At 61.4% G+C, this 13,623-nt stretch carries 5 protein-coding genes; all 5 read left to right on the forward strand.

Translation table 11 applies throughout. The features are described from left to right. Positions 1 to 136 precede the first annotated feature (136 nt). The 5 genes from FJ404_06705 to FJ404_06725 all read left to right on the forward strand — a co-directional run bounded on the left by FJ404_06705 (position 137) and on the right by FJ404_06725 (position 13,406). Positions 137 to 2,236, forward strand: coding sequence for a tetratricopeptide repeat protein (locus tag FJ404_06705; protein ID MBM3822560.1), 2,100 nt, complete (start codon positions 137 to 139; stop codon positions 2,234 to 2,236). A 138-nt stretch (positions 2,237 to 2,374) separates the two neighbouring features. Next, on the forward strand, positions 2,375 to 2,668 hold the full coding sequence (locus FJ404_06710; protein MBM3822561.1) for a DUF167 domain-containing protein: 294 nt from the start codon (positions 2,375 to 2,377) through the stop codon (positions 2,666 to 2,668). A gap of 192 nt (positions 2,669 to 2,860) precedes the next feature. Then, positions 2,861 to 3,457, forward strand: a complete 597-nt coding sequence (locus tag FJ404_06715) for a sigma-70 family RNA polymerase sigma factor (protein MBM3822562.1) — start codon at positions 2,861 to 2,863, stop codon at positions 3,455 to 3,457. After that, positions 3,454 to 6,228, forward strand: coding sequence for a DUF3520 domain-containing protein (locus tag FJ404_06720; GenBank protein ID MBM3822563.1), 2,775 nt, complete (start codon positions 3,454 to 3,456; stop codon positions 6,226 to 6,228). Before FJ404_06715 ends, FJ404_06720 begins: the two co-directional genes overlap by 4 nt. Continuing rightward, positions 6,225 to 13,406, forward strand: coding sequence for a hypothetical protein (locus FJ404_06725; protein ID MBM3822564.1), 7,182 nt, complete (start codon positions 6,225 to 6,227; stop codon positions 13,404 to 13,406). Before FJ404_06720 ends, FJ404_06725 begins: the two co-directional genes overlap by 4 nt. Positions 13,407 to 13,623 lie beyond the last annotated feature (217 nt).

Raw genomic sequence — 13,623 nt, forward strand, 5'->3', positions numbered from 1 at the left:
AGCCGGGTTGGAGGCGGTCCATTTGCACCGCAAGCTGTCTGTGGTAATACGACAACCCGGTCACCGACAGCCTGTAGATGCACCGGGTTGGAGGCCGACCTCCATCAATGGCTTTCTTTTCCCCGAGAGCTGAGGTATGGCTGGCGATATGGGAAATCGAGAAAACAGTCTGAAACGCTGGGCGTCGGTTCTGATGAGTGTGGTTTTGGCTTTGTCGGCATTGGTTTCCATCGAAACTTTTGGAGCCACGATCGACGTCACCAAGACGCAGATCAAGCTGGCGACACCGGAACAGGTGCGGGACGCCTTTCGCCGCGGGCTTTTCATTCCGGTGACGGAAGGAGGTTCGACCCTGCTGGCGGCTCAAACGAATGCGCCCATCAAAGGCACGCTGGCTGTTGCGCTCGCGACTCTTGGGGCTTTCGACAAGGCGGAGCCCCTCCTGAAATCCGCGGAGGCGGCCAAGGAACCTCAGGCTAGACTGCATCGCATCTTGTTCGAGGCGTTGATCGCTGAGAAGGCGGGGAAAGTGGATGCGCTGACCAACGCCTGCATGCGGGCGATTCGCGAGGATTTTCGACACCCGGTGGCGTATTATTTGCTGGCGAAATCGGCTCTGGATCGGAAGGAGTTCGCCCGAGCGGAAAAGCACGCCAACGAAGCCCTGGCTTTCGAGCCCCAGATGGCGCCCTCCATGTTTCTGCTTGGCATCGCGCGGCATGGATTGAACAAGCGGGAAGAAGCGGCCCAGGACCTTGCGAAAGCGATGCAGATGGATCCGCTGGACGCTCGCCCGCGCCTGGCCTTGGGCACCCTTTACGCTGAGGCGGGAGCCCATGCGCAAGCGGTCGGATTGTTTCGGGAAGTGGCTACGATGAACCCCACGATGTTCATTGCCAGAGAGCGCCTCGGCCTTTCGCTCTTGGAACTGGGGCGGACCGACGAGGCGGTGGCGACCGCGCAGGAGGTGTTGCAGTCGCAACCGCAATCGATTCAAGCCCGCTACACGCTGGCGCTCGCCCAACTAAGGGCCGGAAAGATCGAGGAGGCCGAGCGGGAATTGAAACTGTTCACCGAAGCTGCTCCGAACGCATCGGAAGGCTATTATTTGACGGGATTGGCCAAGGCCTTGCGAAATCGTCCCCAAGAGGCGCACGCGAGCCTGGCCAAGGCACTTCCTCTGGCGGCCCAGCGCAGCGGGGTGCTCAGCGCCATGGCCACCTTTCACCATCTGGCGGGAGATCTCGACGAGGCGGCAAAAGGTTTTCAGGAGGCTTTGCCGGGAGCCCAACCGGGGATGACGGACCGCATTCATTTTCAGCTCGGATTGCTGGCGTTGGATCGCAAGGACTGGAAAAAGGCGCACGAATGGTTTCAAAAAAGCACGAAGTTCGTTTCAAATTTTCGAAGCGACTTGCTCGATTACCCGAGTCTCTTTCAGGCGGCTCCGGCGAAGAGCCTGGGTTCCTCCAGCCTGGGCTGCCTGCTGCTGGCGGACCGTTTTTTGGTGGCATCCCGGGATTCCTTCAAGAAGTCGTTGCAGTCTCACCCCCGGGACGCGGTGGCTCTGTTGCTGGGCGCGAGCGCGTCGGCGCGAATGGGCGACAGTCCGCAAGCCCTGGAATGGCTTGCGAAGCTCGCCGCGTTGCAGCCCAATTACTGGCCCGCGCACTATGCCTTGGGGGACCTTTATCTGAACCGGCGGGATTGGGAGAAATCGGAGGCTTCCTTGAAACGCACGATCGAACTCGACCCCCTGAACGAGGCGTCCTATCTCCGATTGCTCGGCATTTATCGCGAGAAGAAACAGCATGATCAAGCCGACGCGACGGCCCGCCAAATGATGGCGAAAATGCCGTCCAATCCCCTGGGGTTCAATGAAATGGCGGCTTTGCTGGCAGACCGGAAAGAAAAGCTCGACGAAGCTTTGACGCTCGCCAAGAAGGCCCTTTCGATGGAAATGAAGAATGGCTATTTCCTCGATACCCTGGGCTGGGTGCATTACCAGCGAGGCGAGTTTACGCAGGCGGAAAAGACGTTGCGGGAAGCTGTGGCCGCTCTGCCGCGGCATCCTGAAGTGCGACTGCACCTTGGCTTGGTTCTTTTCAAGAATCAAAAGCTGGAGGAATCCGGAACTCACTTGCAGCAAGTGCTGAGCTTGGCGCCCGGTTCAAGCTTGGCCAAAGAGGCCCAAGATTTGTTACCCAAGACGGTAAAACTTGGAGGCACGCCGTAGGCCGTTGCCTGATGGTTGCTCCTCATCCGAGTTTCGCAAGACCCCGTGTCATTTGGGACGACCGCGTGCGGACGCTGAGAGACTGACCAGGTGGGAGTCTTCGCGGGCATTCTCATCGTGCCTTGTTTTATGGGGACCGTGCCCTGGCTGCGAGCTACGAAGGATGGCGTGATCTTGCATGTGAAAGCCGTGCCTCGTGCCCACCGGACCGAGGTGGCCGGTGTGGCCGGGTCCGAGTTGCGCATCCGGGTGGCCGCGCCGCCGGTGGATCAAGCCGCCAATCGATCGTTGCGCGATGGGTTGGCCGAATGGCTGGGCATCCCGAAAGCCGCCGTGACGCTGATCCGGGGGAACACTTCCGCGCACAAGCAATTCCTCGTGGTTGGGATCTCAATGCAAACCGCTGCGGAAAAGCTGCGAACCCGCCGGTAAGCGGCAACCAGGGTTGTTTCTTCCATCACCCCTCGCGAACGTTCGCGAGCCGAAACCCGTGCCGTCGGATGACGAGGCACCGTCGATGGGAGTATATTCTCAAGAATTTCGTCTAAGAAATCGAAGGCGGGCGTGTCATGAAGGTATGGCACGGTTGATCTTCAAGACACGAACACGTTGAAAGACATCGAAATGGTTCTTGGATCCATGCCCGAGCCTGACCCACCCGAGTCCTGTTCGCACCTAGCACGGGAAGAAGGGCCGGACCGTGATCCCATCGAGGCCGTGTTTGCGGTGATGGAATCGCCGCTCTTGTCCTACGCGTGGCGTTGGACCCACGACCGGACTCAGGCGGAAGACTTGGTGCAGGAAGCGTTCATGAGATTGCATCGACAATTCAGCGCGGTGAAAGAACCCCGGCGATGGCTGTTTCGAACGGTGCATCATCTGGCTCTGAATCTGGCCCGGGACTCCGCCAAGATAGTGCCTTTTGAGGCGCCGAATCGTTCGGAGGAATCGGGCTGGGGCGGACAGGATGCGGTGGCCGATCCCGGCCCGCTTCCGGATGAAGCTCTTGCTCAATGGGAAAAGAAACGCCGGATAAGGTTGCTGGTCGATTCCCTCGAAGCGCGCAGCCGCGAATTGGTGAAACTGAAGTTCGAGGACGGACTCTCCTATCAGGCGATGGCGGAGCGAACGGGGCTGACCTCGGGCCACGTCGGTTACCTGTTGCACCACGCCCTCAAAAGTCTTGGAGAAAAAGTGCGTCAGGAAGGCATCACGCCATGAATGAAAACCCCACATTCCGAGATTCCAAGGAAGCGAAGATAACCGCCCATATTTTGGGGGAACTGGGACCGGAGGAGGCGTCCGAACTCACCGCGGAAATGGCCAAGCATCCCGAGCTTGGAGCGGCTCGCGCCTCCCTCGAGGCGACGGTCGCTGTGTTGCGGGGTCTGAAAGCGAATACCACGATGGGAAGCCGCGACTCCGGCGAGGCCCTTGAGCTTCCCAATGAGAAACGCCAGCGATTACTCGCGGCCTTTCGGGTCAGCCGTCCGGCAGCGTTCGCGGATCGTTGGAAGCGCTGGAGGATCGCACCCACTCAGGAGTGGTTGAAGGTGGCGGCCATGATCACGGCTCTCTTGGCGCTCTCCGCTTCGCTCTTCCAGAGCTATCGCTGGGCTTCCCAGTCGCCCCTGGGATCACCCGAGCTTGTCGCAGGCAATCCCGGTGTAGTGTTATGGGATGTGGCCCCTGAGTCCGAGGCCAAAACCTCGCCGTCGTTAGAAAACTTAGTCAGGGAGAATATCCCCGCGACGACTCGATCGATTCGAGGTCGGGGTGCAAGCCTGCCAAGCGGACAAGCTGGAGGTTCAGTCCCATCCTGGAACTTTCTCCCGCAAGCCTCCACGGAGGATTTCTACAAGTCACCCGCATCCGCTGCACCGATGCTCGCCAGTCCCGGAGCGACGAAGGGGCTGGACGTTGCGGATGGGGAGAATGCGCCGGTGCTCGGTCCGGTGGTGAGTTTGAGTCGAAACTTGCGGGCGGCGACTTCGGCGCCCGCGAAAGTGTCTTCCGACGCTCCGGTATCCGCGCCGCTCACACTGGTGCCGCCCGCGCCCGCGCAGGCCGCGCCCAGGCCGGTCCTTCAGGCTTTGGAAAGGAAAGTTCCTCAACCGGCCATGGATCCTCGGATGATGGCAAGGTACGGACTCGTGCCGCGCCCACCTTCAGGAGAAGCGGACAAGGACCGGACCCTGGGCCGAAACCCGGGTGCGGTTTCGAGAGTGGCGGAATTGAACGAATCACTCCAAGAGCGTGAAATGGTGGATCAACTTTCCGACCTGAAGGCCGATGGAAGCAGAAACACGGACAAGGCGGAGGTTTTCGCGTTCACGGGGGATGAGTTGGCGGCAGACAGGAGTGATGCGGCGGGTGCGAAGACAGAGCAAGAATCCCGAGGGAATGACGCGAGAGTTCCTTCGGTCAGTGATGGATTCGCTTTGGCTCAAGCCGGGTCTGCTTCCAGGGAGAATCCTGATGAACTGCGCCGGCAAGAGGTGAGGGGTGCCGCGCGGTTGACGGAGTTGGGACTCGCAGCCAAGGAGAAGGCGCTGTCGGAAGAGGGGTTAGGGAAGAAGCTCGCTCTTGAGGGTCAAACTGGGTTGAACCGGGATTTGAAAGAGGGCGGCTCGCCTCGTTCGATTGTTGCGGTTCAACCCGAGAAGTCCCCCGCGACCGATCCTTTTTCGACCTTCTCGCTCCATGTTTCCGATGTTTCATTCAAACTGGCTCAGGCCTCCCTGCGAGATGGAGCGTTGCCTGATCCCGCCTCCATCAGGAGCGAAGAGTTCATCAACGCGATGGATTACCGAGACCCCGAACCTCGATCAGGCCAGCCTCTCGGTTTCGTCTGGGAGCAGGCTCGATATCCCTTCGCGCACCATCGCGACGCTCTGCGATTCAGCGTCAAGACGGCCGCCGCGGGTCGCACTGCTGCTCAGCCTTTGAACCTGGTGCTGCTGCTGGATAATTCGGGTTCGATGGAGCGTGCGGATCGGGTGCGGATTCGAAGGGAATGCCTCCGCGTGCTGGTGGAACAACTGCGTCCCATCGACCGCATCAGCGTGCTGGCTTTTGCGCGCACCACGCGACTGGTGGCAGACGCCTTGCCGGGTGATCAAGCGGGCGGCCTCCCAGCGAGTTTTGCCGAACTTGTGCCCGAAGGGGGGACCAACTTGGAGGAGGCGCTGAAACAAGGTTACCGGCAGGCCCGGGCCCGGTTCAACCCGCAGGGCGGCAATCGCGTCGTCTTGTTGACCGATGGAGCGGCCAACCTGGGTGAAGCCAATCCGGAGGCGCTGCGCCAGATGGTCGAACATCATCGCCGCGGGGGCGTGGCGCTGGATTGCTTCGGCATCGGCTGGGACGGGCTGGACGACGCTTTCCTGGAGGCCCTTTCCCGCAATGGAGATGGACGGTACGGTTTTGTGAATAGTCCGGAAGCCGCGGCGACGGAATTCGCGGCCCAATTGGCGGGAGCTCTGAGGGTCGCTGCCTCTGACGTCAAAGTGCAAGTGGAGTTCAATCCACGCCGCGTTCGGACTTACCGGCAGGTGGGCTATGCCCGTCATCAGCTCACGAAGGATCAGTTTCGGGACAATACCGTGGACGCGGCGGAGCTTGCGGCCGCGGAGTCGGGAAACGCGATTTATCTCGTTGAGACCGATCCGCAGGGAGAAGGACTTCTGGCGACGGTGCGGGCTCGATTCAAGGTGCCTGGCACCTCCGATTATCGCGAGCAATCATGGCCCGTTCCCTACCGGGGTCCGGCACCCGCGTTGGACAAGGCCTCTCCCTCCCTTCGACTGGCCCTGGCCGCGTCGGCCTTTTCGGAGTGGCTCGCGCAAAGTCCGTTCGCGGCCGAGGTCAACCTGGAATTTTTGACGCGGACGGTGGACGCATTGAAACCGAGCTTTCCCTACGACCAGCGCCCGCAAGAATTGCAACAGATGATTCAACAAGCCCTGTCGATCCAGGGATCCAAACCATGAAGCCTATGATTGACACGCCTTCCTCGAGTGCGGCGGCGGATCGGGGGATCCGAGCTCCCATGCCTGCGGTCCTGAGCTGCCCGCCCTGGACTTCGTATGTCCGGGGGTTGTTTGTCCTCTTGCTCGCGGGAGGGATGGGAGTGGCCCGGGGCGGTCCGGCGGAGGCGCAGAGTGTGAACATTCAAGGCGGCATTGCGGACGGCAAGGCGCGGCTGCTGATCGAAGCCCTCTTGAAAGAGCACGGGGAGGATCGATTAAAGGTTTTCCATACGACCTCCATCAACCATCACCTGCGGGTTCAATCCGATCAGATTGAGCACGCCCTGGATTTGAAGTTCGAGGTTTTGCAGGGGGAGGCCAGGGAAGTTCAACTCGCCCTGAAAGGCGAAGGCGAAGTGGTGTCGGTCTCGGGCGAAGCGATTCAAGACTGGAGTGTGCGTCGCGAACCGGGCGGGTCGGCTTGGCTGGTGCTGCGGACTCGCAAGCGGGACAAACCATGGGATCAGTTTCAGGCCTCTGTGGTTGCACTGACGAAACTTTCCGGGCTGCCCGCGACGGTTTCCCCGCTGGTCGTGCATGGCGCGGTCGCGGCTCTGGGCAGCGGGATGATTCGCGTCACGGACACACCCGAAATGTCGGCTGAGGTGGTCGAGTCGGCGGGACTTGTTTCCCTGCCTGGGGGGGCGGCGCAGGGGAATCGAGGTACTGCGGGCCAGGCCGGAACCGACGGGAGTGCTGCTTATCGGATCCAGGGAGAGCCCTATCGGTTCACGTTGAAATGCAGCTTGTCGGATCCGGAATCGAGAACGGTGGTTTTGCGAGGATTCGAGCTGAGGGGTGATCTGGGGGATGGTCGGGCGGGGTTCGAGCTCGTGGGAACGGCGAGAGTGGGAAACCCTCGAGGCGGGACCATGAGATTGCTGTCGGGCGGCGCTGCGTTGAGCGAGTCCCAGGATACAGGAGACGCGCGGCTGGAGTTTTCGGAGGGCGCCTATCGCCTGAAGTTCGATCGTCCGGGCGATTATTCGTTGCGGGTGCGTTTCAACGCGCAAGTGGCGCGGTCGAACGATTGGCAAACCGTGCGGTTTCAGGTCGCTCAGGGGGCGCTCCAGCCGGTGGTATTGAAAGGGCTTTCGCCCGAGGCCGAGGTTGAGTTTGCCGGCTCGGCCCGGGCGGTTCGTTCCGGGACGGAAGCGCGAGCCCATCTGCCTTCGGATGGGACGGTTCAATTTGCTTGGAAGAAGGCGCGCCCGGAACTTGAGTCCAAACTGTTTTACTCCGCCGAAATGCAAATGAACGTGGTGGTCGCGCAAGGTCTTGTGAAACAGGCGGCCCTGCTTCAGGGGCGGGTGATGCAAGGGGAGCTTGGGCAACTGGTTCTTCGACTCTCCGGTGCGGGAGATTTGACGCGGGTTCAAGGGGCGCAAATTCTGTCCTGGCAGGTGGCTCCAGCCGGGGGGGGGTCAGCCGACCGGCTTCTGACGCTGCGGTTCAATCAGGCGGTGAAGGAGCATTTCGTGGTGCAAATTCATTCACAGACGGATCTCGGGGCGTTGCCGGCGCAAGCTTCGCTGCTGCAATTGGCGCCGGAGGCGGCCACGCGATTCGCGGGACACATCCGGGTGGTCAACGAGGGGGTGGTCCGGTTGGAGGTGCTTTCGAGCCGGGGCCTGTCGCAGGTATCGCCCGAGCAGTTTCCCGAGAACGATCAAACCCGGAGCGTTTTTCCGGCGCCGGGTCCGCAGCGATTCGTGTTTCGCTTTTCGACGGCGGACTTTGGATTGACCCTGCGGGCCGACACCATTCTGCCGGAGCTGGGAGTTTCGCAGGTGCTTGTTTATCACGCGGGGGAGAACGAAACGTGGATTGAAGCGGAGTTCGACGTGGAGGTCAGGGAGGCGCCCATTCGCGAATTGCTCCTGCGCGTCCCCCAAGGTTATGCTCTGGCTAAAGTAAGCGCTCAAGGGATGAGCGATTATGTGCTTGGGAGTTCCGAGGATCAACCGGAGTTGCGGCTGGTTTACGGACAGCCCGTGCTGGGGCGCCAGTTGGTGCAATTGCGTCTGGAGCGGAATGCAGCGCTGGGAGCGAGCGCCTGGACGCTGCCGCGTTTGGAAGTGCCTCGTGCGAAGTCGGTGCGGGGGGCGGTGATCGTGTCTTCGGACATGGGGTTTCGGGTGAACGCGGGCAGAATCAGCGGGCTGGTCGAGTTGGCGACCGCCTTCGCCCCGAAGAAGGTCGTGGGCATTCAGGCTGCCTTCCGCCTGGTGGAACCCTCCTGGGCGGCGGAAGTCATGATCGAGCGGCTTCCGCAGACGATCCAGGCGGAAGCGTTTCATTTATTCTCGATCGGAGAGGGGCTCGCATACGGGGGGAGCACGATCCAATACTCGATCGCAGGAGCTCCGAAGGGAGTCTTTCTGGTCGAGCTTTCGGAGGAGTATGCCAACGTCGAATTCACGGGGAAGGACGTGCGGGGCTGGCAGAAAACACCCGAGGGTTATCGTGTGCAACTGCACAATCCGGTCGCGGGTTCGTTCACCATGCTGGCCACCTATGAACGCGCTTTCAAGCCGCAGGGCGCGACCCTCGCCTTCACGGGAGCACGTCCATTGGAAGTGCAGTCCGAGCAAGGCCACACGGTCGTTGTGAGCGCCTACCAATTTGCCGTCAAGCCCGTCAATGTCAGTCCTGGATTGATCGCGCTTGAGCCGGCGGAGGTGCCTTCCGAGTTTCGGCTCTTGTTCGACTCGCCCGTCCTGGCTGCGTATCGTTATGCCGCGCGCCCTTTTCAGCTCCAGCTTGAATTGAGCCCGCTGGCCCAAGGCGAAAGTTTAAGCCTGGTGGCCGACCGCGCCTCCTTCTCCACCCGGATTTCCAAGGACGGTGAAATCCTGACGACCGCGCGCTATTTTCTGAAGAATCGAGGCCACACGCATCTGCGCCTCGAGCTTCCCTCCGGAAGCGAATTGTGGTCCGCCACCATCGACGGAGTGACCGCCGCGCCCATCAAGGATGGCGCCAGCAGCCTCCTGCCGCTGCCCAAACAACCGGATCCGAACACGGTGCAATCCCTCGAGCTCAAGCTGGCGAGCCGTGCCAGCACCGAGCGCTATCTTCGCGCCGCCCTGCCGGTGTTGTCGTGTCCGGTTCTGCTGGGCGATTGGAGCATTGCCGCGGATTCCGGGCGCCAACTGGTTTATCGGACGGGCTCGCTGGTGCCCTCGGGAGGGATTCCGGACCCTTCATCGTTTGCCACATTGGGCCGAGCCTGGCGCGATGCGCGCTCGTCCTTGGGGCTTTTGGCGTTGATCGCGTCGGGTCTGGTGCTTTTGGGATTGGCCGCGACTCGTTGGGCCAGTGGTTCCGAGGCGGCGAGGAACAAGGCAGTCTCCTGGCTGGCGAGATGGGTGGGGCTGCTGTCGCTCGTGCTCGCGCTGGCGGCCTTGATCCCGATAATGGAGACTGTCGGCCGTCATCGCATCGGAGATGTGAGTGTGCTGCGTTTTGTGGCGCCTGTTCAGCAAGCAGGCAGTTCTCTGGCGGTTGAATTGGGCAATCTGCCTTCCGGGGTCTCCTGGGGGGGCAGATTCTCCAGTCTGATTCCCGCGGCATTTGCCATCGGGTTGTGGTTGCTGAGTGTGAGGGAAGCCTGGACGTGGTTGCGACCGGTGTTGGGACCGATAGGCTGGACGCTGTTGGCGTGGTCCACTTTGAAAATGCCTGGCGCCGGAGAATGGTTTTTCGGCTTGTTGGCGGTCTTCCTCCTTTTCCGGGTTTGTGGTCCTGGGGTGCTTCGATTGTGGCGGGCGAAAGGATTGGGAGGAACGACCGGAGGAGGTTCGACCTCGGCCCCGGTGGTGGCGGCGCTGCTGGTGGGGATCATCGGGATGGGCCAGCAGGCTCAGGCCCAGGCTTCGAGCCAGCAGCGTAGTGTCAACGAACCGGTTTTGACGGGGGAGACGGTCTCCAAGACGGCCTCCCGGAAATCGGTGGCTGATTGGATCGAACAGGAGGTTCGCATTGAGGACCGGCATGTTCAGGCTCAAGTGATTTTGAAATGGCGGGCGTTGAAGGGGCAGTCGATTCCAGTGTTGGCGGGAACTGCGGTGTTGACCTCTTTGGAAGCCCCCACCAACGCAGTGCAGTGGGTGCTCGACGAGGCGGCGCCGGGCTCGGTTCACCGTCTCTGGGCATTGAAGGATGGGGCGGTTGAAGTCCGATTCTCCTATCAGACCGAGTCCCAGCTGCACGGCGGCATCCCGGGCTTTGTTTCGCCCGTTTTCCATGGACTGGTCAATCGATGGAGTCTCACCGTGCGAGGGGCGGAAGTGGAAGTTCACTCCCCGCAGTCGGTGGCGCATGAATCGCTGACCCGGGAAGGTCACACCCACGCCAAGCTTGTGACGCTGCCTCTGGATCGAGCTTTGGTGACCTGGCGTCCGCGCAGCCGTGACACGCGCAGCGAGAAGGCGTCATTCTTTGTGGAGTCGGCCCACCTTTACGCCCCGGCGGCGGGGGTGGTCGATGGATTGCATTGGGTCCAGATCCGCCCGGTTCAGGGGGAGTTAGGCGAGTTGGCGCTGGAAGTGCCGGAGGCGATGGCCATTGCGGATGTGACGGACGGTGCCCTGAAGCCGGTCCCGGCCGAAGTCGGCACCCGGGCCAGGCCTGCGTCCCCGGCGCCCCTTCTCGCTTCCTGGAGTTTTGCGCCTGACTCGCGGGTGTTAAAAATTCAGATGGCTGCTCCGCAATCGCGGCCGTTCCAGCTCGTGATCCGTTCCCAATCTGCGGCGAGCCCGCTTCCCTTCACGAGAAAGCTTGGGATGATCTACGTGAAAGGAGCCGAGGGACACGTCGGCTTGGCTGGATTAGCCACGGGTGAAGAAGTGCAGCTCGATCGGGTCGATCCGTCGGGCATGAGCGCGATCAGCTTGGAGGACTTTCCAGGCGCCCCGATGGGGATCCTGTCGCAAACCCATCCCGGGTTGACCTTGCGCAGGGCTTTTCGAGCGGGCACCCGCGAAGGCATGCTTGAGGTGCGCGCCAGCGCCGTGGAACCCGATGTGCGAGTCGAATCCCAGCAAACCATTTCCGTGGGAGAGGATCGCCTCGTGCTGGCAGCCAACTTGGTGGTCAGTGTGGCGAGGTCGGGCGTGTTTCGCTTCAGCTTCACGCTGCCGAACGGGCTCGAGGTCGAGTCTCTCTCGGGTAACGGCATGAGTCATTGGACTGAGCTCGCGCGTCCGGAAGGCCGTGTGGTCACGATGCATTTGCCGGGCAAGACCCTGGGGGAAACACGTTTTGCCATCACGCTGGCCGGAGCCGGATTGAAAGGGGTTCCGCGATGGACGGTTCCGAGACTGGAATTGCGGGAAGCCTCGAAGCAGCGGGGCCAGTTGATCATCGTTCCCGAACAAGGTTTGCGGGTGCAGGTCGGAAACCGCGAAAACGTCACCCAGCTCGATCCTCAAAAGGCCGGGATCCATCAAAAAGGCGTTCTGGCCTTCCGAATTTTGCAGGAGCAGTGGGTGTTATCCTTGGACTTGGCGCAAGTGGAATCCTGGGTGCAAGCGACCAGTTTGCAGCACGTCACCGTGGGGCCGGCCCAAGTGCGGACTGGGGTGAACTTGCAGTATCAAATTGAAAACACCGGGCTCAAGGCCTTGCGGGTGCGGATTCCGACCAACGCGGAAAGCCTGCGTTTCAAGGGCGATCAGGTCGCCGATTTCGTCGCCTTGGGCGACGCGGACGAGAACGGATTGCGCACGTGGGAAGTCAAACTCCACCGACGTGTCCTGGGACGATATCTTCTCCAAGCCAGCTTTCAGACCGGTCTCTCGTCCGAGGCGCAGGATTTCACGATTCAGGGAGTGCAAGCGGTGGACGCCGGACTGCAGCGAGGATTCGTTTCGCTTGAAGCCACGGGCCGGACCCAAGTCCGCCCTGGAACGGTGCCGGACGGGCTTCAGGCCTCGGAGTGGCAAAGCGTGCCCAGAACGCTGCAGCAAGACGTCGTGACCGCGTCCGCCAGTCACACGTTCCGGTTGGTGGACGCGTCGTGGCAGTTGCCGTTGAAGATTGAACGCCACGAGGCCGCCAAGCTGTTGCCGGCCCGCGTCCAGTCTGTCACGTTGAGATCCGTCATTTCCGACGAGGGCGTGATGCTCACGGAAGCGCGGTTGGAGTTGTTTCCCGGGGACAAGCGGCTGCTTCAAATCGCTCTGCCGGCCGAGGCGAAGTTCTGGTATGCCCTCGTCAATCAGAATGGCGTGTGGCCATGGAAAGAAGGGGACAAGACTTTGATCCCCCTCGAGGCCGCCAAGTCCGGAGCCGTCTCGGTCGTGGAGATTTATTACTCGAGCCGCATCGGTTCCCCGCACACCCGGCGGCTGGACCTTGCCCTGCAAGGACCCAGGTTCGATCTGCCCCTGGAGAATATCGCTTGGCAAGTGCGATTGAATCCCAAGTGGCGTCTTGATTCATGGAAGGGCACGCTGGAGTTGAGGGAAGAGAGCTCTCTGCCGGTCGAGCCCTTCGATCTGGGCGGATACCTGAGCAGGGAGTCCAAGGCGCGAGCTGAGCGCAGCAAAGCGGCTGAGGAGTTTCTTAATTTCGGCAATCAATTGCTTGAAACGGGAGATCCCCAGCAAGCCCGCCGGGCGTTCCAAAATGCCTTCGGACTCAGCCGTCACGATCATGCGTTCAACGAGGATGCCCGGGTCCAGCTCCACAATCTCAAACTGCAACAAGCGATGGTGGGGTTGAACGTGCTCAACAACCGGCAGCCCGCCCGGGGGGAAACTCCCGCTGCGAAACAGGCGACGGCGGTCGCGGGCCGGGCCGGCGCCTACACCCAGGCCGAAGCCAAGGAACTCCTGGATGCGAATACCGCGGAGGACAACGCGTCCATGACGAAGCTGGCGGAACGACTGATCCAGCAACAGGACGCGGCCGTGCCGGCGCCGGCCGCGATCCGGGCCACTCTGCCCGACCAGGGCAAGCAACTGACGTTCACGCGCGCGGTGCTCGTGGACACTTTTGCTGATTTGTCGCTGCGATTGAGGGCGTCGTCATCAGCGCCAGCGAGCTCGGGAGCTCGTTTTGCGCTCCTGGGATTGCTCTTGTTGCTCTTCGGAGTTTTGGGCCTGGGCAGCCGTTGGGCGGCGCGATCTTGATGGAGTTGGTCGCGGTCGTGCGGGGCGGTACTTTTTGCGCAAGAACTTCGCGGTTTTCGCAATCGATCGCCGCTGGTCTAACCCGGATATATCATAGGTCGTGGCGATTTTGGACAATTTGGGGCGTAATCGCCAATGTTGACGCGGGTTTGGCGGCCTGATGGGGATTTCCAGGTTTTTGACAGGGTGTCAGGATTTGGCGGCGCGCTGACGGGTG

Source organism: Verrucomicrobiota bacterium (genome assembly GCA_016871495.1).
Classification (GTDB): domain Bacteria; phylum Verrucomicrobiota; class Verrucomicrobiia; order Limisphaerales; family VHDF01; genus VHDF01.